This window comes from Citrobacter sp. JUb117, assembly GCF_024809055.1.
Taxonomy (GTDB): domain Bacteria; phylum Pseudomonadota; class Gammaproteobacteria; order Enterobacterales; family Enterobacteriaceae; genus Citrobacter; species Citrobacter gillenii.
Genome location: NZ_JANUFB010000004.1, coordinates 425,567 through 446,695 on the forward strand (window position 1 = coordinate 425,567; position 21,129 = coordinate 446,695).

General features: G+C 52.3%; 22 protein-coding genes. 3 read left to right on the forward strand and 19 right to left on the reverse strand.

Annotation, left to right across the window (positions count from 1 at the left end; genetic code table 11):
* Positions 1-71 precede the first annotated feature (71 nt).
* Complete coding sequence (ulaR, locus tag M2374_RS11990; protein WP_096758569.1) at positions 72-827, forward strand: HTH-type transcriptional regulator UlaR; 756 nt, start codon at positions 72-74, stop codon at positions 825-827.
* Here ulaR and yjfP read toward each other — a convergent pair.
* Positions 824-1,573, reverse strand: coding sequence for an esterase (gene yjfP, locus M2374_RS11995; protein WP_181688535.1), 750 nt, complete (start codon positions 1,571-1,573; stop codon positions 824-826). The two genes, ulaR and yjfP, sit on opposite strands and share 4 nt — an antisense overlap.
* A 182-nt stretch (positions 1,574-1,755) precedes the next feature.
* Between yjfP and bsmA the strand changes: the two genes are divergently transcribed.
* Positions 1,756-2,085 carry a biofilm peroxide resistance protein BsmA gene (gene bsmA / locus M2374_RS12000; RefSeq protein ID WP_117342426.1) on the forward strand — a complete coding sequence of 110 codons (330 nt, stop codon included), beginning with the start codon at positions 1,756-1,758 and terminating at the stop codon, positions 2,083-2,085.
* Between the two features lie 147 nt (positions 2,086-2,232).
* Positions 2,233-2,508: a DUF1471 family protease activator YjfN gene (gene yjfN, locus M2374_RS12005; RefSeq protein WP_170974189.1), complete on the forward strand. Its 276-nt coding sequence runs from the start codon at positions 2,233-2,235 to the stop codon at positions 2,506-2,508.
* An 85-nt stretch (positions 2,509-2,593) separates the two neighbouring features.
* On the opposite strand, the gene M2374_RS12010 is transcribed toward yjfN, so the two are convergent.
* The 18 genes from M2374_RS12010 to mutL all read right to left on the reverse strand — a co-directional run bounded on the left by M2374_RS12010 (position 2,594) and on the right by mutL (position 21,128).
* Positions 2,594-4,216: an isovaleryl-CoA dehydrogenase gene (locus M2374_RS12010; RefSeq protein ID WP_181688536.1), complete on the reverse strand. Its 1,623-nt coding sequence runs from the start codon at positions 4,214-4,216 to the stop codon at positions 2,594-2,596.
* Positions 4,217-4,300: 84 nt separating this feature from the next.
* The gene (locus M2374_RS12015) at positions 4,301-5,467 is read right to left on the reverse strand and encodes a glutathionylspermidine synthase family protein (RefSeq protein ID WP_181688537.1); all 1,167 of its coding nucleotides are present in this window, start codon (positions 5,465-5,467) and stop codon (positions 4,301-4,303) included.
* A gap of 2 nt (positions 5,468-5,469) precedes the next feature.
* The gene (locus M2374_RS12020) at positions 5,470-6,111 is read right to left on the reverse strand and encodes a DUF1190 domain-containing protein (protein ID WP_117342427.1); all 642 of its coding nucleotides are present in this window, start codon (positions 6,109-6,111) and stop codon (positions 5,470-5,472) included.
* A gap of 9 nt (positions 6,112-6,120) precedes the next feature.
* Positions 6,121-6,519 (reverse strand): DUF350 domain-containing protein, encoded by a 399-nt coding sequence (locus M2374_RS12025; protein WP_259154953.1) that lies wholly within the window; start codon positions 6,517-6,519, stop codon positions 6,121-6,123.
* A 17-nt stretch (positions 6,520-6,536) separates the two neighbouring features.
* Positions 6,537-7,196: a YjfK family protein gene (locus M2374_RS12030; RefSeq protein ID WP_096758577.1), complete on the reverse strand. Its 660-nt coding sequence runs from the start codon at positions 7,194-7,196 to the stop codon at positions 6,537-6,539.
* A gap of 58 nt (positions 7,197-7,254) precedes the next feature.
* Entirely contained in the window at positions 7,255-7,953 is a 699-nt protein-coding gene (locus M2374_RS12035; RefSeq protein WP_259154956.1) for a PspA/IM30 family protein, read from the reverse strand.
* A 15-nt stretch (positions 7,954-7,968) separates the two neighbouring features.
* Complete coding sequence (locus tag M2374_RS12040; protein WP_181688539.1) at positions 7,969-8,373, reverse strand: YjfI family protein; 405 nt, start codon at positions 8,371-8,373, stop codon at positions 7,969-7,971.
* A gap of 122 nt (positions 8,374-8,495) precedes the next feature.
* Positions 8,496-9,227 carry a 23S rRNA (guanosine(2251)-2'-O)-methyltransferase RlmB gene (rlmB, locus tag M2374_RS12045; RefSeq protein WP_096758580.1) on the reverse strand — a complete coding sequence of 244 codons (732 nt, stop codon included), beginning with the start codon at positions 9,225-9,227 and terminating at the stop codon, positions 8,496-8,498.
* A 73-nt stretch (positions 9,228-9,300) separates the two neighbouring features.
* The gene (rnr, locus tag M2374_RS12050; protein ID WP_096758581.1) at positions 9,301-11,763 is read right to left on the reverse strand and encodes a ribonuclease R; all 2,463 of its coding nucleotides are present in this window, start codon (positions 11,761-11,763) and stop codon (positions 9,301-9,303) included.
* A 38-nt stretch (positions 11,764-11,801) separates the two neighbouring features.
* Complete coding sequence (nsrR, locus tag M2374_RS12055) at positions 11,802-12,227, reverse strand: nitric oxide-sensing transcriptional repressor NsrR (protein WP_096758582.1); 426 nt, start codon at positions 12,225-12,227, stop codon at positions 11,802-11,804.
* A gap of 216 nt (positions 12,228-12,443) precedes the next feature.
* Positions 12,444-13,742 (reverse strand): adenylosuccinate synthase, encoded by a 1,299-nt coding sequence (gene purA, locus M2374_RS12060; RefSeq protein WP_096758583.1) that lies wholly within the window; start codon positions 13,740-13,742, stop codon positions 12,444-12,446.
* A 102-nt stretch (positions 13,743-13,844) separates the two neighbouring features.
* Complete coding sequence (locus M2374_RS12065) at positions 13,845-14,042, reverse strand: DUF2065 family protein (RefSeq protein WP_096758584.1); 198 nt, start codon at positions 14,040-14,042, stop codon at positions 13,845-13,847.
* A gap of 82 nt (positions 14,043-14,124) precedes the next feature.
* Positions 14,125-15,129 (reverse strand): protease modulator HflC, encoded by a 1,005-nt coding sequence (gene hflC / locus M2374_RS12070; RefSeq protein ID WP_115259618.1) that lies wholly within the window; start codon positions 15,127-15,129, stop codon positions 14,125-14,127.
* Between the two features lie 2 nt (positions 15,130-15,131).
* Positions 15,132-16,388, reverse strand: coding sequence for an FtsH protease activity modulator HflK (hflK, locus tag M2374_RS12075; protein ID WP_115259619.1), 1,257 nt, complete (start codon positions 16,386-16,388; stop codon positions 15,132-15,134).
* A gap of 189 nt (positions 16,389-16,577) precedes the next feature.
* On the reverse strand, positions 16,578-17,858 hold the full coding sequence (gene hflX / locus M2374_RS12080; RefSeq protein WP_096758587.1) for a ribosome rescue GTPase HflX: 1,281 nt from the start codon (positions 17,856-17,858) through the stop codon (positions 16,578-16,580).
* A gap of 74 nt (positions 17,859-17,932) precedes the next feature.
* Positions 17,933-18,244, reverse strand: a complete 312-nt coding sequence (gene hfq / locus M2374_RS12085; protein WP_096758588.1) for an RNA chaperone Hfq — start codon at positions 18,242-18,244, stop codon at positions 17,933-17,935.
* 84 nt (positions 18,245-18,328) lie between these two features.
* Positions 18,329-19,279: a tRNA (adenosine(37)-N6)-dimethylallyltransferase MiaA gene (miaA, locus tag M2374_RS12090; protein WP_096758589.1), complete on the reverse strand. Its 951-nt coding sequence runs from the start codon at positions 19,277-19,279 to the stop codon at positions 18,329-18,331.
* Positions 19,272-21,128 carry a DNA mismatch repair endonuclease MutL gene (mutL, locus tag M2374_RS12095; protein ID WP_181688540.1) on the reverse strand — a complete coding sequence of 619 codons (1,857 nt, stop codon included), beginning with the start codon at positions 21,126-21,128 and terminating at the stop codon, positions 19,272-19,274. The genes miaA and mutL overlap by 8 nt, the downstream gene beginning before the upstream one ends.
* Between the last annotated feature and the right edge of the window lies 1 nt (position 21,129).

Below are 21,129 nucleotides of genomic sequence, written 5' to 3' on the forward strand. Positions count from 1 at the left end.
CCCATTTATCTTAGTATTTTCAGGCTATTTCAAATATCATCTTTTCAAATCAATTTGTATCGGAATAGCTCATGACTGAAGCACAAAGACATCAAATATTGCTGGATATGCTGGCGCAATTGGGCTTTGTTACCGTTGAGAACGTGATTGAACGTCTGGGAATCTCACCCGCCACAGCGCGCCGGGATATCAATAAACTCGACGAAAGCGGCAAGCTCAAGAAAGTCCGTAACGGTGCAGAAGCCATTACCCAGCAGCGCCCGCGCTGGACCCCAATGAATCTGCATCAGGCGCAAAACCACGACGAAAAAGTGCGGATTGCCAAAGCCGCTTCCCAGTTAGTGAACGCGGGTGAAAGTGTCGTGATCAACTGTGGATCAACGGCGTTCCTGCTTGGCCGCGAAATGTGTGGCAAACCGGTGCAAATCATCACCAACTACCTGCCGCTGGCGAATTTTCTGATCGACCAGGAGCATGAAAGCGTGATCATCATGGGGGGACAGTACAACAAAAGTCAGTCCATCACGCTGAGCCCACAAGGCAGCGAGAATAGCCTGTATGCCGGACACTGGATGTTTACCAGCGGTAAAGGACTGACAGCTGACGGACTGTATAAAACCGATATGCTCACCGCGATGGCTGAACAAAAGATGCTTAACGTGGTCGGCAAACTGGTGGTGCTGGTTGATAGCAGCAAGGTCGGTGAGCGCGCGGGCATGCTGTTCAGCCGTGCCGATCAAATCGACATGCTGATTACCGGCAAAAATGCGAACCCTGAGATCCTGCAACAGCTGGAAGCACAGGGCGTGACTATTCTGCGCGTTTAGAGGTGTTGGCGGAAAAACGCGACTGTCGCCGCCAGCGCTTCTGGCGTGATGCGATGCCGTACGCCTGCTTCCCACAGGCAGGTCAGCGAGTTGTCCAGACCTGCCTGGATTAGCGCCTGTTGTAAGCGGAAGGTTTCCACTGCCGGCACCACGTCGTCATCCTGGCCATGCCACAACAGCAGCGGTCTGTCGGCAAGGCGCTCCAGTTGATGCGTTACCTCCCAGTCAGCCAGTGGCGCGACAATCGCATCAAATTCCGCCTGCTGCTCCGTCGTCTGTACCAATACTGGCGGAAAAAGCGTATGGGCAAGTCGGGTAAAATAGCCCGATCCCATCAGGCAGGCTGCACATTTCACCTCGGGATGGCGCACCATAATGCCCAGCGTTGTCATGCCCCCCATAGATGCCCCTGCCACGGCAAGACGTTCATCCAACAGCCAATTTTCAGCCACCAGCGCCGCACGTAACGCCGTAAATTCCTGCATGTTTTGCTGCAATATCTGCCAGAAGCGGTGCATTCTTTCCTGCGCATTACCGTGGAAGCGCGTGCCATGATCGGGCGCATCGGGCATGATGACCCGAAACCCGGCCTGTGCCAGTGCAACGGCAAAATAGCTGTAGACCAGACTGGAAGAGGTAAACCCGTGATAGACGATAACGCAGGGGAGTGAAAGGTCGTGTTTATTCGTGGGAAATGCGTGCAGGACAGGGATCCCCGCCAACTGTCGTGTTTCAATTTCTATCATATGTCGCCTCTTTTTTTCTGGTATGCCATGGCGAAATACTTAACGCAAGTGAATGTGTGCGGCAATGATTCATAATGTTGAGAACTGGGTTACGCTTTCGCAACATTTTCATTCGAAAATCGCGTGAGAGATAACAATTCGGGAACATTCCCCCTAAAGGGAAATTAATAAGGCACTACACTATGGCTATCAGGAAACGAGATAGAGTTATGCATCGGTTTGCCTCTTTGATGCTGGTGATGTTGTTAAGCGCCTGTAGCGTGCTGCAGGGCACGCCACAACCGGCACCGCCCGTCGCCGATCACCCACAAGAAATCCGCCGTGACCAGAGTAATGGGTTACAGCGATTGGGGGTTGTGAGCGCGTTGGTAAGAGGTTCTCCAGATGATGCGCTGGCAGAGATCCGCGCCAAAGCCGCTGCGGCTAAAGCTGATTATTACGTTGTCTTATTAGTCGATGAGACCATCGTAACAGGCCAATGGTATTCACAAGCCATTTTGTATCGTAAATAACATTGGGTTGAAATTTAGTCAGTTTTACATTGCTTTGCGCCCCTATGCGTTTTCCTGTGCACAATAAACCAACAGCAGGGAGCTGGAGGTTTATTCTCGCGATGGAATGCCCTGCCACGTGTAGGGGTACGAATAATGGAGCTGACGATGAAACAATCACTAGCCTTATCCTCACTGCTGCTTTCTACTGGAATGGTGGATACCACGGCACAGTCTGCCGAGTTCGCCAGCGCTGACTGCGTAACGGGTCTCAACGAAATTGGCCAGATATCTGTCAGTAACATTGCGGGAAATCCGCAGGATGTGGAGCGTGTTGTGGCGTTAAAAGCGGATGAGCAAGGTGCCTCATGGTACCGGATTATTCAGATGTACGAAGAACAGCAGCCCGATAACTGGCGCGTACAGGCCATACTTTATGCATAACAGATTGCCGGATGGCGTAAACTTATCCTGGCTACAACGAACGTAGGCAGGATAAGACGCGCCAGCGTCGCCATCAGGCATATTATTACCGTAATCCCCCCGTTGCCCGCAGTAGCAAATCATTCTGTACCTGTTCAGACAACTTCATCCCGCCGCGCGTATCCAGCATCATCTGACACCAGGCCTGCGCCACGGGCGGAGACGCATAACGCAACATCTGCGTCCCGCAGCCGAGCAGGAACAGTTGCTGGGTAATTTCCCGTCCCAGCGCTTCACTGGGTTTGTGTAAATGCGGCTGTAGCTTACGCACCATTCGATCGTAATGCCTGTCTTGCCCTTTGACCTCGGCAAAGGCCTCGCTGAGCATGTCGACCATACCAGGTTGTTTCGCCAACACCCGCAACACATCAAGGCACATGATGTTGCCAGACCCTTCCCAGATGCTGTTGACCGGCATTTCACGGTATAAACGCGGCAGCTCACTCTCTTCGCAATAGCCTGCACCGCCGAGCACCTCCATGGCCTCTGCAACAAATGGCATACCGCCTTTGCAGATGGAAAACTTGGCTGCCGGGGTGAATAACCGGGCCCACAACGCTTCTTTCGCATCCGTTCGACGATCCCAGGCCCGCCCCAGGCGAAACAGTAGCGCGGTTTGACCTTCCAGTTGAAGCGCCATGCGGCTTAATAACTGTCTCATCATCGGTTGATCAATCAACGGCTTGCTAAATACCTGGCGTTGATGCGCATGATAAATGGCGACAGAAAAAGCGCGTCGCATCATACTGTGGCTCCCCAGCGCACAGTCAAAACGCGTCATGCCGCCCATTTTCAGAATATGGCGAATACCTTCACCTTCTTCTCCCAGCAGCCAGCCCATCGCGTCCTGAAATTCAACCTCACAGCTGGCATTAGAGCGATTGCCTAGCTTATCTTTCAGGCGCTCAAGACGGATGGAGTTACGCTGGCCATCAGGTAAAAATCGCGGCACAAAAAAGCAGGATAAGCCGCCTCTGGCCTGCGCCAGCACCAGATGGGCGTCACTTTGCGGTACCGAGAAGAACCATTTATGCCCCACCAGCCGATACGCGCCATCCGCCAGCCGTTCTGCCTGAGTGGTATTGCTCAGCACATCCGAGCCACCCTGCTTTTCCGTCATCCCCATACCAATCAGCAGGCCGCGTTTTTGCCCGCCGGGCAGAAGATGAGAATCGTAGCGATCGCTACGCAGCGGCGTCAGCCAGTCATGAAATTGCGAAGGTAACATCTGGAGTAACAACGGCGTAGCGGCAAAGGTCATGGTCACCGGGCATAAGGTTCCCGCTTCCACCTGTGCATGCAGCATAAAACGTGCAGCTCGGGCAACAAACGTTCCCTGCCGCGCATCCTCTTCCCAGGCAAGATTATGCACGCGGTTGGCGCACAATCCCTGCATCAGTAAATGCCAGGCGGGATGAAAGCGCACATCATCCAACCGCTGCCCCTGCGGATCGTATCGCAGCAGTTCAGGCGGATACGCGTTAGCCAACCTACCCAGTTCAAGCGATTCTGCAGTGCCTAATTGCTGACCAATACTGGCGAGGAGATCGCTATCCCAGGCAGCGCCTTCGCGGTTGACTGCTTCACACAGTGCTCCATCCGATAGGTATAAGTTGCTGTTATTGAGTGGTACTGGTTGGTTAAAAACGGTATGCGTTTGCCAATGCATTGTGTCTCCCTCCATCAATGGCCATCGCCTTAAGTATGGTCAGAACCACACTCTCTGCGAAGGAGGGAGATCACAAAAGTACGTTTAGCCAGCAATGTAATGAGGAATAAAACGAGAAGTATCTTTCGTAATCAACGTATTGTCTTCACGGATCCCCATGCCGCAGGCTTCATCGTCGACGATCCAACTACCAATCAGCGTGTAGCTATCGCCAAAACGCGGCAGCGGCTGAAACGCCTGATAGATCATCGGTTCTTCTGCGTAGTCGCCATCAGCATGTTCAACAATCTGCTGCTGACCATTAAAAATGGTGACGTTGCCCCCCTCACGGGAAAATATCGGTTTGCGTACATAGCTTTCGCCGGGTGCAATTTTTGACGTTTCACCTTCGAACCAGGCTGGCAGGAGGTTTGGATGGTTGGGGAAGTATCGCCACAGCAGAGGCATCAACCCTTTGTTACTGAGCACGCTCTTCCACAGTGGTTCGACCCACTGTTCCCGGCGATGACGTAGCAACGGACCGTTATCGTCACGCATCATCCACTCCAGAGGATAGAGCTTAAAGGCGCGACGAATGACGTTGTCATCAAGATCCGTCAGCACACCGCCGACGCCAAGCCCCAGATCCTCAACATAAATAAACCGCGACGCTTGACCTGCCTGCTGCGCACAATCCTGCAAATACAGCACGGTGGTGCGATCTTCGTCGGAATCTTCACAGCAGCAGAAGTAAAACGGCTCCGGACTGTAAAGCTCACTAAAACGGGCGATCAGACGTTCCTGGATAGCGTTGTACTGGTCAGTGTCCCGCGGGATCGCCCCACTGTGGCGAGCATCTTCCAGCCATAGCCACTGGAAATACGCCGACTCGTACAACGACGTTGGTGTATCAGCGTTGTATTCCAGCAGCTTGACCGGCGCATTGTTGCCACACCAGACAAAATCCATTCGCCCATACAGCGAAGGATCGCGATTGCGCCAGCTCTCAGCAATAACATCCCAGTACAGTGGGGGAATGGCCAATTGCTGAAGAATCTGCTCGTCCTTAACTGCTCGCTCAACGACGTCCAGACACATTTGATGCAACTCAGCAGTAGGCTTTTCGATCTGCTCTTCAATTTGCCGTAGCGTAAAGCGATAAGCCCGGCTTTCATCCCAGTAGATTTCGTTGTCGATAATGTGAAAATCAAAACCATGATCGTAGGCGATCTGGTCCAGATCCTGGCGAACAGGAATATCATGTCGTAACATCGTTAGCCTCCCCAGTGCCCGCGCGCGCTGGACGAACGCCCGTAACCCCCGCGAGAAACCGTCGAGACTTTCTTCGTCGTGTAGGCATGCGTCGTGGCGGTATCGTTTTTTCCGCTACCGGAACGCCAGGCATAGTCGCCTGAGGTCGTACGCCAGACGGGGCGGGAAACGTATGATGAGCCGCCACTGCTGTAAACATACTGCTCGTCACGATCTTTGCGAATCACCCGACTGAGCAAAAAACCGGTAAACACCGGCACCCAACTCTGATCGGTGCTATCGAGGTAGCAATCGCCAAACTGGGTCTGACAACTCGCCTTACTTAATTGCGTTGGCACTTTGCCATAGAACTCTGTCTTGGCATTGTTCCAGCCGTCCGCACACACGGTAGCGGTATTACCGTCATCAATACATTCGCTCACCGTGGAGTAAAACCGGCCGTCTCCGTCGTTGTCCGAGCCTGTATCATCCCCGCATCCCTTGAGGATAAAAAATGCTGCGCCGCCCATAATCGCCAGCGTCAGATACTTTCCACTGTAGCGACTGCGTTTTTTCTCAAAGGGATTCACCGGGCGATTCATTCGGGCGATCGCCGAATGACCTGTTCCCAATTTCTTTTGTCCGGATTTACGTTTTCTAGCCATGATCGTCCATTACCATGTCATACAGGCGGCATTAAAAATCCCGCCAGCCAGCGCAGCGGTTCCCATAAACAGTCCCGCAGCGGTGTTGTGGTTAATAATTTTTTCACTCAATGCTGGCATATATAAGCGTACACCACCGTAGATAATAAGCTGTATCACCAACGCAATACCGCCCCAGGCAAAATAATCAGGAATACTGACCGCGTTGATTGCTGCGCTGGATAAAGGAATAACATAGCCCAGCAGCGTGCCGCTAAATGCCAGAGAGGCTGCCGTATTGTTATTTTTAATCAACTGCCATTTATTGTGCGGTGTTATCTTTGAATAGATAATAAGAAAAATTATCACCATGGCCGCACCAATAAAAAAATAGGCACAAAAGGCCAGTAATGATTCCAGGATATGCATTGTTTTCGTCCCTGACGTTAACCAATAATATTAAGAGATGTTAATGGGATATCGACACCCAGCGCCCGTGAGAATATCCACTCTGGCTCGCCTTGTTCATTGAACGACTCTTCGCCGTTCAACAGCAGATATTCCCAGGTATCTGCTGTTACCTGTCGTTGGTAGCCCATGGTAAAGTTATGCACTTCCCACTTTGCATGCTGCTGATTCTCGACCTTTTCCAGCATGTAGACTGGCTCAATATTCCCCGGTTCTTCGTCATTAAAAAAACGCTGCCAGTGCTGACCCTGCCAGAAAAGCGCTGGCATGCCGATCTCTGCCGGGCTAATGGCGGACTGCCAGTGTTTTTTCTGAGTTAAGCCATAGCTTTCTTCATACACAAACAGTTTGATATCGTCGATATCATCCATATCTGACCCGCCGGTAGTATTGATTTGCAGAAATTCCTCGCCCGAGGTGTAGTAGCGGAAAATCTGGCTTCCACCGCCCAAATTAATATGGCTGATTGCCGCAACGGTATACTCCTCGCCGGGCAACACCACCAACAAATCCTCTTCTAACAGGCGAAACGCCAGTGTGTCGAGCGTAAACCCTGCGCTCAAATGTAGGCCCAATGGGCCACGAACGGGCGTAGCGGCCTCTGCAGTGCCAAATATACGCTGTAAAAAAGTCGACATCGTTATCCCTTACTAACCTGCCAGCTAGCAATCTTTGCGGGCAGGCTTTGCCGTATAATTACTCGCCTTGCTGGCGTTGTAGTCGCGCCAGCACATCATGGGCAGAACTTTTGTTGGCAGCGCCAATGCCGACTTCAGCCAGTTTCTCGTCCAGATCGCGTCCGTCAGTCACTTTCTCCAGCTGTGTTGCCGCATCCAGCCGGGCCTGTCGCTCTGCCTGACGTGTTTGCAGACGTTTAAGTGACTCTGCTGCCGTCGATACGCTGGAGGAAGCCCCGACTGTAGATGTTGTCACGGCCTGTTGAGCGCGCTGCATCGCTTCCGTTGCCTTAACCACCTCAAGCTGCTGTTCAAACTGAGCAATCCGCTGGCCCGTTGCGGTAACGGCCTTTTCAACGCCATCACGTGAGATTTCTAAGTTAGTAAGCACTTGCTGTTCAGCCGCAATCACGTTCTCCAGACGCGCGATCTCTTCGGCGACTTCGTTAATTAACGACGGATTGACGTTTTTACTTAGCGCTTCCAGCGCCCGCGCTTCAAGAGTGGGCTGACGTTCGCGCAGATCTTTCAGTTTGTCATTGCTCAGTTTCACGCGTGCCAACAGGTCAACTCGCGATTTCCCGGCTTTTTCCAGTTCATTTCTTGCGTCACGAATGTGTTGCTCCAGCATTCTGACGCCCTGTGCTTCTTCGATTGACTCTTCTGCCTGAGAAAGCACAGATTTGCCGAGGGTAAACAGGCTTTTCAAGATTCCCATCAACAGCGTTCCTTGTTATTCGTGAGTATATTCTTCAGTGATTTCCGCCAGATCTAGCGCGTTATCCACGAGCGTTGTCATTTCAAGCACCACGTCCTCTAATGTGGAGTTCAGCGACAGCGCACCAAATGCGACGTAGTATTCATCCTGCCGCACACGAGAAATGCCTACAGACGACAGTGGAAGCAGCTTTTGATTGCGTAATAAGAAAAGATTAAATGCGTCCTGATGCTGAATATTATTCACTGGGCAAATAACAGTTTCGATAATCATCTGGCGGGAGGTAAATAGAATACTGAGAAGTAAGTCTCCATAATCATTCATTTTAATAATCAATGACTGCTCATTACTTATAATATCTATATTAAAACCATGAAAATTAGTGAGCGCTTTAGTCAGCACCTGCGGGGTCCATGCCATATATAAATCCTGTATGTTATACTTAAATAAATATAAAAATATTTTCCTTCTCTTATTAGAATATCAGTTTTAGATAAAAAAAAACCATCCGAAATTGGATGGCTTTTTCTGAAAATTAACGTTTATCCACGCTGGCGGACGGCCTCAAACAGGCAAATCCCCGTCGCAACAGAAACGTTAAGCGATGAAACGCTCCCCGCCATCGGAATACTGATCAGCTCATCACAATGTTCGCGGGTCAGACGACGCATGCCTTCGCCTTCTGCGCCCATCACCAATGCCAGACGACCGGTCATTTTACTCTGGAACAGAGTATGGTCCGCTTCACCGGCGGTTCCGACGATCCAGATATTCTCTTCCTGCAGCATACGCATGGTACGTGCCAGATTGGTCACGCGGATCAGCGGTACGTTTTCAGCAGCACCGCAGGCTACTTTTTTCGCCGTGGCATTCAGCAACGCAGAACGATCTTTCGGTACGATAACCGCGTGCACACCGGCAGCGTCTGCGCTACGCAAGCAAGCACCAAGGTTGTGCGGATCGGTGACACCATCGAGGATCAAAAAGAACGGTTGATCAAGTGAGGCAATCAGATCCGGCAGATCGTTCTCCTGATACTGACGACCCGGTTTCACGCGGGCAATGATTCCCTGATGAACTGCACCCTCACTTTTCTCATCCAGGAACTGGCGATTCGCCAACTGGATGACAACACCCTGGGCTTCCAGGGCATGGATCAGCGGCAGCAGGCGTTTGTCTTCACGCCCTTTGAGAATAAAGACCTCCTGAAAGCGCTCAGGCGCACGCTCAAGCAGGGCCTGCACCGCATGGATGCCGTAAATCATTTCACTCATGAATGTACTCGTTAAGATAGTTTAAGTGTAACGCCGGGCAACGCGTGGCCGCCCGGCTTACGGTTTATGGCTGTTATTGCGCGACGTTCTTTTTCGCCGCGCGTTTGGCTTTGGTGGCGGCCGCGATTTTAAGCGTTTTTGTCGAGGGCTTTTTCGCTTTTTTATCGCCTTTTTTCTCAGCCGTTTTTTTATCCGCCTGAGGTTTGGCTTTGCCTTTTTTCTCGCCGCGGAATGCGCTATCCGGTTCGAAATTCACCTTTTTTCCCGCCTGACGACGTCGGCCGGTGCTTTTACCCGTATCGCCTTTCTTCGCCTTTTCACGCGCAGTTTTACCCTCGTTGCGCGGGGCACGTTCGCTGGAGATCAGGCTAAAGTCGATTTTACGCTCGTCCATGTTGACGGCTTCCACACGCACTTCGACGCGATCGCCCAGGCGATACATCTGACCGCTTGATTCACCGGTCAGGCGTTGCCCAACCTGATCGAAGCGATAGTAGTCGTTATCCAGCGAGGAGACATGCACCAGGCCGTCAATAAACAGTTCATCCAGGCGGACAAAGAAGCCAAAACCGGTCACACTGGCAATGACGCCTTTAAAGACATTACCGACCTGATCCAGCATGAAGTCACACTTCAGCCAGTCAGATACATCGCGCGTAGCTTCATCAGCACGACGTTCTGCCATAGAACAGTGCTGACCCAGTTGCAGCATCTCTTCCATCGAATAGTGGTAGCCACCGGTTTCCGTGGTATTGCCTTTGTGGCCCTGCTCCTGCGCCAGCAGATACTTGATCGCACGGTGCAAAGAGAGGTCCGGGTAACGACGGATCGGCGAGGTAAAGTGGGCATAAGACTGCAGCGCCAGACCAAAGTGACCGCGGTTTTCGGGATCGTAAATCGCCTGCTTCATCGAGCGCAGCAGCATAGTTTGCAGCATTTCTGCGTCAGGTCGATCGGCAATCGACTCCAACAACTCGGCGTAATCGCGCGGCTCAGGTTTGTTACCGCCCGGCAGCTCCAGTCCCAACTCCGCCAGCACGGAACGGAAGGAGGTAATCGCTTCAGTCGTCGGCTTGTCATGGATACGGAACAGTGCCGGCTCTTTGGCTTTCTCAACAAAACGTGCCGCTGAGATGTTCGCCAGGATCATGCACTCTTCGATCAGCTTGTGTGCGTCGTTACGCTGAGTCTGCTCAATGCGTTCAATACGGCGTTCGGCATTGAAGATAAACTTCGCTTCTTCGCTCTCAAACGAGATACCGCCGCGCTCTTCACGGGCTTTATCCAACACTTTGTAGAGATTGTGCAGCTCTTCAATGTGTTTCACCAACGGTGCGTATTGCTCACGCAGTTCCTCATCACCCTGCAGCATGTGCCAGACCTTGGTGTAGGTCAAACGCGCGTGGGAGCTCATCACCGCTTCATAGAATTTGTAGCCCGTCAGGCGCCCTTTCGTGGAGATGGTCATCTCACAAACCATGCACAGCCTGTCTACCTGCGGGTTCAGCGAGCATAACCCGTTGGAAAGGACTTCCGGTAGCATCGGTACAACTTGCGACGGGAAGTAGACGGAAGTCCCGCGGCTGCGCGCTTCCTGGTCCAGCGGGGTAGGCGGACGCACGTAATAACTGACGTCAGCGATAGCAACCCACAAACGCCAGCCACCGCCGCGTTTCTTCTCACAGTAGACTGCGTCATCAAAGTCACGCGCATCCTCACCATCAATTGTCACCAACGGCAAATCACGCAGGTCAACACGACCGATTTTGGCCTCTTCAGGTACTTCTTCTTTCAGCCCGGCGACCTGTTTAACGACTGCATCAGGCCAGATATAAGGGATTTCGTGCGTACGCAGGGCCATATCAACGGCCATGCTGGTACCCATGTTGTCACCCAGCACTTCAACTATTTTACCCACCGCTTTAGTGCGACGAGTTGGGCGCTGGGTCAGTTCAACCACCACCACAAAGCCCATGCGGGCGCCCATCACCTCTTCTGGTGGGATCAGGATATCAAAGCTGAGACGGCTGTCGTCCGGAACGACAAAACCTACGCCCGCATCGGTAAAGTAACGACCGACAATCTGACTGGTTTTCGGCACCAGTACACGCACAATACGCGCTTCGCGGCGGCCTTTACGATCCGCGCCCAGCGGTTGCGCCAGTACTTGATCGCCATGGATGCAGGTTTTCATCTGCTCACTGGAGAGATACAGATCGTCTTTACGTCCTTCGACGCGCAGAAAGCCGTAGCCATCACGGTGGCCAATAACGGTACCTTTCAGCAGGTCAAGACGCTCCGGCAGTGCGTAACACTGCCGGCGGGTGAAGACCAGTTGCCCATCACGCTCCATCGCGCGCAGGCGGCGACGAAGCGCTTCGAGCTGCTCTTCGCCTTCAATGTTGAGTTCAACGGCCAGCTCATCGCGGTTGGCCGGTTTTTCACGTTTAGTTAAATGTTCGAGGATAAATTCCCGGCTCGGGATGGGATTCGCGTATTTTTCTGCTTCGCGTTCCTGGAAAGGATCATGTGACATCGAGGTTCCTCCATTGTCAGCTCTGATGAAGATTTTCGTCACTCCACCAGCAATAATTTATATAGCGGTTGATTCTTTTCAACCAAATCAGCAAGTGTGTAGTTGTCCAGTTCCGTGAGAAAACTTTGCACTGCCTTAGAAAGCGCCTGTTTGAGTCGACAGGCAGGGGTAATGTGGCAAAACTCGCTGCTGCAGTTGACCAACGTCAACGGCTCCAACTCGCGGACCACATCACCAATACCAATATCCTTTGCCGCTTTGCCCAAGCGGATACCGCCATTTTTTCCACGGATAGCAGTAACGAAGCCAGCCCGGCTAAGTTGATTAATTATTTTGACCATATGATTACGGGACACGCCGTAGACTTCTGTCACCTCAGAAATACTGGTCATACGTCCTTCGGGTAGCGACGCCATGTAGATTAGCGCACGTAATCCGTAATCGGTGAAACTCGTTAACTGCACATCAACCTCTGGAAAAAGGATAAAACGGATAAGCCTGGTAGTATTAATTATATTGATGATAAACCAGCCACCAGCCAGGTCGCTAATTTATTTCAATTCGGGAAGGAAAAAAGCGAGGAACCTACATGATTATAAGCCAGATACTGATACAAAGCCTTGCATCCGGCTTGCTTTAAAGCAAGCGCAGCGCCATCTGACGCTACGCTACAACCTACATTATGCGTCGAACGGGTCGCGCAGAATCATGGTTTCAGTACGGTCTGGGCCAGTTGAAATGATATCAATCGGCACACCGGTCAGCTCTTCAATACGCTTGACGTAGTTCAGCGCTGCCTGCGGCAGACCGCTACGCTCTTTCACACCGAAGGTGGACTCAGACCAGCCAGGCATGGTTTCGTAGATCGGCTCGATGCCTTTCCAGTCGTCAGCTGCCAGCGGGGTAGTCGTGACTTCACGGCCATCCGGCATACGGTAAGCGACACAGATTTTCACTTCTTTCAAACCGTCCAGGACGTCCAGTTTGGTCAGGCAGAAGCCAGACAGGGAGTTAATCTGTACTGCACGACGCACAGCAACGGAGTCCAGCCAGCCGGTACGACGACGACGACCGGTGGTTGCGCCATATTCGTTACCCTGCTTGCACAGGAACTCGCCGACATCATCAAACAGTTCGGTCGGGAACGGACCCGCACCTACACGAGTAGAGTAGGCTTTGATGATACCCAGAACGTAGTCCACATAACGCGGGCCCAGGCCGGAGCCGGTCGCCACGCCACCTGCGGTGGTGTTGGAGGATGTTACGTACGGATAGGTACCGTGGTCGATATCCAGCAGCGTACCTTGCGCACCTTCAAACATGACGAAATCGCCACGCTTACGCGCCTGGTCCAGCAGATCGGAGACATCAACAACCATAGAGGTCAGGATGTCGGCAATCGCCATCACATCATCCAGCACTTTCTGGTAGTCAACGGCTTCAACTTTATAGAAATTCACCAGCTGGAAGTTGTGATATTCCATCACTTCTTTCAGTTTTTCAGCGAAGGTTGCTTTATCAAACAGATCGCCAACGCGCAGACCGCGACGTGCTACCTTGTCTTCATAAGCTGGCCCGATGCCACGACCGGTGGTGCCGATCGCTTTCGCGCCACGTGCTTTCTCACGCGCATTATCTAACGCAACATGATAATCAAGGATCAGCGGACACGCTTCAGACAGCAGCAGGCGCTCACGGACAGGAATCCCGCGGTCTTCCAATCCTTTCATCTCTTTCATCAGCGCGGACGGAGACAGCACAACACCGTTACCGATGATGCTGATGACGTTTTCGCGAAGAATACCTGATGGAATAAGATGGAGGACGGTTTTTTCACCGTTGATTACGAGAGTATGGCCTGCGTTGTGACCACCCTGGTAGCGCACAACATATTTAGCCCGTTCAGTCAGGAGATCGACGATCTTCCCTTTACCTTCGTCACCCCATTGGGTGCCCAGTACGACGACGTTGTTACCCATTTTTCAAAATCACCGTTTGCTTAAAAATGGATTCTACCACCGCTTTTTCAGATATACAGCACTTTTTGCATGCGGAAATCCGTAAATTAGTCTACTTATTGGTCAGCCAATCGTTTTCTTCAACATGTAGTAGACCACCACGCCTGCAACCACAAGACCTCCACCAAAACGCCGCAAAATATTTTCAGGAAGTTGCGCCATTGCCCCGATCATTTTCTTCCAGGCACTGGGATATAGCATCGGACCCAGTCCTTCCAGCACCAAAACCAGCGCGAGTGCCAACAAAATTGTTGAGTTCATCCGTTGTCCTTATCTAAAAAGAAAACCACCGCATCCTTGGGGATGCTGGTGGTTTTGCTGGTTTAAAACCGCGGGTGCGAGTTTAGCGTGTTGCGTTGCTCGGCGTCTTCATGTAGCGGAAGAAATCGCTGTCCGGGCTCATGATCATCACGTCCTGATTGCCTTCGAAGCTCTTCTCATAAGCACGCAGGCTACGGATGAAGGCGTAGAAGTCAGGATCCTGACTGAATGCATCAGCAAACAGTTTAGCGGCTTCTGCATCGCCTTCACCGCGCATAATACGGCCCTGACGCTCAGATTCTGCCAACGTTTTGGTGACTTCATAGTCCGCTGTTGCACGCAGTTTTTCCGCTTCTTCCTGACCCTGTGAACGATGGCGACGTGCTACGGCTTCACGCTCAGCACGCATACGGTTGTAGATCGCCTCAGACACTTCAGCAGGCAGGTTGATTTGCTTAATACGCACGTCAACCACTTCGATCCCCAACGCCGCCATACTGTTCGGGTTGATGACCGGTACTTTACCGTTGGTTTCAGCCTGAACACGCTCAGCCGCTTCGGCAATCGCGCTATCCGCTGCCGGCGTTGCGACTTCGTCTTCCGTACCTGCAGAACCCGAGTTCAGCGCGTCACGGACTTCCAGCGTTAAGCGACCACGAGAGTCGGTAACGATGTCTTTTACGTCCAGACGACCAATTTCAGAACGCAGACGGTCAGAGAACTTACGTTTCAGCAGAACTTCTGCCTGAGAAACATCGCCACCGCCCGTTGCCAGGTAGTAACGGCTGAAGTCACTGATACGCCACTTGATGTAGGAATCAACGATCAGGTCTTTCTTCTCTTTGGTGACAAAGCGATCGGCCTGGTTGTCCATGGTCTGAATACGCGCATCAAGCATCTTCACGGATTCAATAAATGGAATCTTGAAGTGCAGACCCGGTGCAACAACCAATGGTTTGTTGTCATCGTCACGTAAAACTTTGCCAAAGCGCAGAGTAATACCACGCTCGCCTTCTTTGACCACAAAGAGAGACATGAACAGCACTACCAGAACGATGATGATAATCGCAATAACTGACTTACGCATCGTTATTCCCCCTGACGCTGGTAGTCGTTACGCTGCGCGTTAACGCGGCGTTGGTCCATAATATCGCCCTGACTGGTGGACGAAGTGTTGCTTGCTCCCGTGCTGGAAGAGGATGCTGGCGGCAGAGTCAGCAGGTTTGAGCTGCTCTGACTCTTGGCTGCCGGAGCGTTGCCGCCTTTTAGCATTTGATCCAACGGCAGAACCATCAGATTGCCACCCTTGTCGTTAACCAACACCTTACGGGTATGGCTCAGCACTTTTTCCATGGTCTCGATATACAGACGCTCGCGAGTAATTTGCGGTGCGGCTTTATATTCCGGCAGAATTTTGGCAAAACGCGCCACTTCACCCTGAGCTTCCAGGATGGTTCGTGTTTTGTATGCACGCGCTTCTTCAAGAATACGCTGCGCCTGACCATTAGCACGCGGCTGTACTTCGTTGGTGTACGCTTCTGCTTCACGAATGTACTGCTGCTCGTTTTCACGCGCCGCAATGGCATCGTCAAATGCCGCTTTCACCTCTTCCGGCGGACGAGCAGCCTGGAAGTTGACGTCCAGCAGGGTAATACCCATGTTGTATGGACGAATGGTCTCTTCCAGTTCACGCTGGGTATCGCTACGAATAACGGTACGCCCTTCGGTCAGGATACGGTCCATGGTGTATTTACCGATAACCCCACGCAGTGCACTGTCGGTTGCCTGACGCAGACTGTCATCAGCACTGGTCACGCTAAACAGATATTTCTGCGGGTCGGTCACGCGGTACTGCACGTTCATCTCAACGCGCACGACGTTTTCGTCAGAAGTCAGCATCACACCGGAGGCTGCCAGTTCACGCACGGCTTCAACGTTTACCGGCGTAACGGTATCCACAAATGTCGGTTTCCAGTTCAGACCCGGCTCAACCAAATGGCTGAATTTACCGAAGCGTGTCACTACGCCGCGTTCCGCTTCTTTAATGGTGTAGAAACCGCTGGCTGCCCAGATAATGACAATAGCGGCAGCAGCAATAGTAAAGACTCGACCGCCCAGTTGCGGACGCGGGCCTTGCGATGAACTACCGCCACCACCAGAGCCTGTACCTTTACCGCCACCCAGACCACCGAGTTTTTTACTCAGCTTGCGGAAGATATCATCAAGATCGGGAGGCCCCTGCTCGCGACCACCTTTGTTTCCATTTCCCTCAGGGTTGCCGCCAGGTTTGCTGCTTCCCCAGGGGTCGCGGTCTTGTCCGTTATTACCGGGCTGATTCCACGCCATGTTTGTGCTCCATATTTGTTATGCGATGCTATACCTGCGTCTTTTGCGTTGCAGATGCGTTGGCTACGCCCTTCACCCCCAGTCACATAGTTGACTATGCGTTTGGGGATGCCGGGACTTGCCGCCTTCCTACCGTACAAAATCCACGAGGTATAGAGGCGAAAAAATCTTCAGGCCATATCCGACAGGTCAGACAACATAGTCTTCCAGTGCCGGTTCTTGTTTACAGAGGCGACGCCAGTCAACGATCGGCATACGTACTTGCAGACCTACGCTGCCGTCCTCCTCCATCCACTCTCTTTCTATTGCCTGAAGTTGGTAAAACCGGCTTCTCAGACGCCCTTCCTGCGGCGGCAAACGCAGCGTATGCTGCGCAACCTCACCAGAAAGACGCTCTGTTAAAGCCTGAAAAAGCTGTGGTATGCCAATACCGGTTTGCGCTGAAACCCAAACACGGATTGGTTTATTTTCTTCATCTCTGTCGATACGCGGTTCAAAATCGTCCAGCATATCGATTTTATTCATTACCAACAGAGTCGGGATCTCATGCGCATCGATCTCTTCGAGTACCGTATCGACGGCCTCAATGTTTTCCTGCACACGAAAATCTGCCGCATCAATAACGTGCAGCAGCAATGTCGCCTGACGAGTTTCCTGCAAAGTGGCTTTAAATGCCGCTACCAGGTCATGCGGTAAATGACGGATAAACCCTACGGTATCCGCCAGCACGGTTTCGCCGACGTCCGCCACGTCGATACGACGTAGCGTCGGATCCAGGGTCGCAAACAGTTGATCTGCTGCATAAACCCGGGCTTCGGTTATCTGGTTGAACAGGGTGGATTTTCCGGCGTTGGTATATCCCACCAGTGATACGGTTGGGACATCCGCTTTCTTGCGCGACTGCCGCCCCTGCTCACGTTGCTTTTCAACTTTTTGCAGGCGCGACTGGATCTGCAAAATACGATTACGCAGCAAACGACGGTCGGTTTCGAGCTGGGTTTCACCCGGACCGCGCAAACCAATCCCGCCCTTTTGCCTTTCAAGGTGGGTCCAGCCACGGACCAGACGCGTAGCCATATGGCGCAACTGCGCCAGCTCAACCTGCAACTTACCTTCATGGGTACGCGCACGTTGGGCAAAAATATCTAAAATGAGACCGGTCCTGTCGATAACAAGACACTGGCATAACTGTTCCAGGTTACGTTCCTGGGCAGGGCTCAAAGCATGATCAAAAATCACCACCGCAGCGCCAGTCGCTTTTACGGCTTCCGCAATTTCGATTGCCTTACCTTCACCAACAAAAAACTTCGGGTGCGGTGCTTTACGGCTCCCGGTAATCACCTGCATTGCTTCGACACCGGCGGAAGAAACCAGAGATTCAAACTCCTGGAGGTCTTCCATATCTTTGTCTTGCGAAAAATAGATGTGTACCAGTACCGCCTGCTCACCGGCATCATAACGGTCAAACAAGCGTCAACCCCTTAATATATATCAACGGGGAACGCAGGATCTCTGGCTCCCCGTGTGTAAAACAGCCCAAAACCTTATTCGGTTTCTTCGCTGTCCTGTTGCGCAGAAGAACCCTGCGCGCTGCTACCATGATGGTAGTTACTGCTACCTGTGCCGCCGGTGGCATTATTGCTGTGATGAGATACCGGGCGAGACGGGACAACAGTAGAAATCGCGTGCTTGTAAACCATCTGGCTGACCGTGTTTTTCAACAGGATCACGAACTGATCAAAAGACTCGATTTGACCTTGCAGTTTAATACCATTCACCAAATAAATAGAAACTGGAACACGTTCCCGACGCAATGCGTTCAGGAACGGATCTTGTAAAGATTGCCCCTTAGCCATTCTCTCTTTTCCTTATATGCTTATTTGTACTTTGAACCTTTCGATTCTGAAAAATTGCGCACGATACGTTTCAATTGTACACATTCAATTCGCGATAGCACCAACAACCTGTAATACTTCGTTTCGCGCCTGGTCAGGCTTTTCACTGTCAAGCCAGTGCACCCCTTCCCAACCACGTAACCAGGTTACCTGCCGCTTCGCCAATTGCCTCGTGGCGCAAACACCTCTATAAACCATTTCATCGTATGAAATTTCGCCTTCAATGTACGACCACATCTGGCGATACCCAACACAACGAATGGAAGGCAAATCCGTATGCAAATCTCCTCGGGCAAAAAGCGCCCGGACTTCTGCTTCAAAACCTGAAGCTAACATCTGATGAAAACGCTGCTCAATTCGCTGATGGAGCAGTTCACGGCTCGCCGGGGCGATTGCAAACTGATGCACCTGATACGGCAAAGCATCTCCTGACGTTTGCGTCAGCTCCGTTAAAGTTTTACCCGAAATGAAAAAAACTTCCAGTGCCCGGGAAAGTCTTTGCGGATCATTTGGATGAATCCGCGCCGCAGCAACCGGATCGATCTCCTGAAGCTGTCGGTGTAACGCATCCCATCCACGCTCTGCCGCCTGCTGCTCAATGCTGGCTCTGACCTCCGGGTCCGCCGACGGTAACGGCGACAACCCTTCCAGCAAGGCTTTGAAATATAACATTGTGCCACCCACTAACAGCGGAATTCGTCCCGCTGCGGTGATATCGGCCATCTCCGCTAGCGCATCGCGACGAAAATCCGCCGCAGAATACGCCTGCGCTGGATCGCGAATATCCAGCAATCGATGCGGCGCAGCCTTTAACTCTTCAGCATCCGGCTTAGCTGTACCGATATCCATCCCCTTGTAGATAAGGGCGGAATCAACGCTTATCAACTCTACTGGCAAAACTTTACGCAATTCAATTGCTAATGCCGTTTTACCGGAGGCCGTCGGCCCCATCAAAAATAGTGCCTTTGGCAGGCTCGCCTTACTGATATCACTCATGTTTCAGGGCGTTCATTACCGAATGTAAGTCAACAGGTTGTAACAGACCACCCGGCGGTGCCTTCACTAACTGTGGGCATAGCCGCTCAACATCCGTTAACAGCGTAATGGCCTGAGCCATGCTCCACTGCGGATGTTCACTCGTGACGTTTCGCGCAATCCACTGTGCAATATCGCCAGATTCGGATACGGACTGCAGCGCCAGGTAGCCTATCAGTTCAGGAATCAAGATTTGTAAATTTTGTTGGCGTAAGGGTAAAGGCACCGCTCGGATGGTCACATGCTGCGCATCCAGTTGAAATTCAATGCCCAACTCAGCCAACTGACTCTGTGCTTTTTCCAGTGCCGTCTTCTCATCATCGGTCACTTTCAAACGCAAGGGGATCAGTAACGGCTGGGCGCAAACGGGTCCTTGAGCTGGCGTTAACTGCGCCTGACGCAGCCAGCGCTCGGCCACCGGCAACGCCAGCAGGCGAATATGACCGTCACATTCCAGTAATGCACAGTCAGCCCCCACGATCGTCAATACACGACCAAAACTTTGGCTATTTCCGATAAGCGGTGCCGAGGGTGTTTCAGGCATCGTGGTTTTATGCGTTGGCGCAGGTGTCTGCAGCAGTTGCTGATAAACTTCCCCCTGCTGCTTTTGATACCCAGGCTGAGCATGTGGCCAACTGGCACTCGTCTGACGGCCACCACCACCGCCTGCCGATACGGAATAACGCGGCGTAGCCGGTTCACGCGCGGGGGCAGGTTCGGCAAAGTGGTTTCGTCCAGCCGCAACCCGGTTCTCCGGGATATGCCTTGGCGCAGGCGTGTCGTCATCGGCCAACGGCAGCGACGTTTCAAGCTGCTGTTGCAATACGCTCAACACCCCCTGATAGATAAAGTCATGCACCAGCCGGGACTGATGGAAACGGACTTCATGCTTGGCAGGATGCACGTTAACGTCCACCTGATGCGGGTCGATTTCCAGGTACAGGACAAACGCTGGCTGTTGATCGGCCCCAAGTTTGTCTTCACAGGCCTGACGGATAGCATGGTTGATCAGCCGATCGCGCATCATACGGCCATTCACATAGCAGTACTGTATTTCGGCCAGCGCCGTCGTGGTGTGATTCGGGTCAGCGACCCAGCCACGCAGCGTTAAATCTCCATGCTGCCACTCAATCGCCAGCGCATGCTCCAGAAACGGCGTGCCGCAAATCGCGCCCAGACGACGCTCTTTCTGCCCATCGGCGGTGACTGCACGGTACTGACGCACCATTTTACCGTTATGCGACAAATTTATGGTCACATCAAAACGCGCCAGCGCAATGCGGCGGATTATCTCGTCGATATGGTTAAATTCGGTTTTCTCGGTGCGCATGAACTTACGCCGTGCTGGCGTGTTGTAGAACAGATCCAACACTTCCAGCGTGGTGCCCACCGGATGTGCGGCAGGTTTAATCGTCACATCCATATCGCGCCCTTCGGCATAGGCCTGCCAGGCTTCGGATTGTTCTTGCGTACGTGACGTCAGGGTTAAACGAGAGACCGAGCTGATGCTGGCCAGCGCTTCCCCGCGAAATCCGAGGCTAACAATAGCTTCGAGATCGTCAAGGGAGGCAATTTTACTGGTCGCATGACGCGCCAGCGCGAGCGCCAGCTCGTCTTTTTTAATGCCGCAGCCGTTATCACGAATACGGATCAGCTTGGCGCCACCACGTTCGATATCAATATCAATGCGCGTTGCACCCGCATCGATACTGTTTTCTACCAGTTCTTTAACCACTGACGCAGGCCGTTCTACCACTTCACCTGCGGCAATTTGGTTCGCCAACTGTGGCGGTAGAACCTGAATCGGCATG

Coding starts and splice junctions, on each gene's coding strand:
- purA (WP_096758583.1), bottom strand. CDS start 13,742: ATGGGTAACAACGTCGTCGTACTGGGCACCCAATGGGGTGACGAAGGT.
- hflK (WP_115259619.1), bottom strand. CDS start 16,388: ATGGCGTGGAATCAGCCCGGTAATAACGGACAAGACCGCGACCCCTGG.
- hfq (WP_096758588.1), bottom strand. CDS start 18,244: ATGGCTAAGGGGCAATCTTTACAAGATCCGTTCCTGAACGCATTGCGT.
- hflC (WP_115259618.1), bottom strand. CDS start 15,129: ATGCGTAAGTCAGTTATTGCGATTATCATCATCGTTCTGGTAGTGCTG.
- M2374_RS12020 (WP_117342427.1), bottom strand. CDS start 6,111: ATGGCTAGAAAACGTAAATCCGGACAAAAGAAATTGGGAACAGGTCAT.
- miaA (WP_096758589.1), bottom strand. CDS start 19,279: ATGAGTGATATCAGTAAGGCGAGCCTGCCAAAGGCACTATTTTTGATG.
- bsmA (WP_117342426.1), top strand. CDS start 1,756: ATGGCTATCAGGAAACGAGATAGAGTTATGCATCGGTTTGCCTCTTTG.
- yjfP (WP_181688535.1), bottom strand. CDS start 1,573: ATGATAGAAATTGAAACACGACAGTTGGCGGGGATCCCTGTCCTGCAC.
- yjfN (WP_170974189.1), top strand. CDS start 2,233: ATGAAACAATCACTAGCCTTATCCTCACTGCTGCTTTCTACTGGAATG.
- M2374_RS12030 (WP_096758577.1), bottom strand. CDS start 7,196: ATGTCGACTTTTTTACAGCGTATATTTGGCACTGCAGAGGCCGCTACG.
- M2374_RS12010 (WP_181688536.1), bottom strand. CDS start 4,216: ATGCATTGGCAAACGCATACCGTTTTTAACCAACCAGTACCACTCAAT.
- rnr (WP_096758581.1), bottom strand. CDS start 11,763: ATGTCACATGATCCTTTCCAGGAACGCGAAGCAGAAAAATACGCGAAT.
- M2374_RS12035 (WP_259154956.1), bottom strand. CDS start 7,953: ATGGGAATCTTGAAAAGCCTGTTTACCCTCGGCAAATCTGTGCTTTCT.
- M2374_RS12025 (WP_259154953.1), bottom strand. CDS start 6,519: ATGCATATCCTGGAATCATTACTGGCCTTTTGTGCCTATTTTTTTATT.
- M2374_RS12015 (WP_181688537.1), bottom strand. CDS start 5,467: ATGTTACGACATGATATTCCTGTTCGCCAGGATCTGGACCAGATCGCC.
- mutL (WP_181688540.1), bottom strand. CDS start 21,128: ATGCCGATTCAGGTTCTACCGCCACAGTTGGCGAACCAAATTGCCGCA.
- M2374_RS12040 (WP_181688539.1), bottom strand. CDS start 8,373: ATGGCATGGACCCCGCAGGTGCTGACTAAAGCGCTCACTAATTTTCAT.
- ulaR (WP_096758569.1), top strand. CDS start 72: ATGACTGAAGCACAAAGACATCAAATATTGCTGGATATGCTGGCGCAA.
- M2374_RS12065 (WP_096758584.1), bottom strand. CDS start 14,042: ATGAACTCAACAATTTTGTTGGCACTCGCGCTGGTTTTGGTGCTGGAA.
- rlmB (WP_096758580.1), bottom strand. CDS start 9,227: ATGAGTGAAATGATTTACGGCATCCATGCGGTGCAGGCCCTGCTTGAG.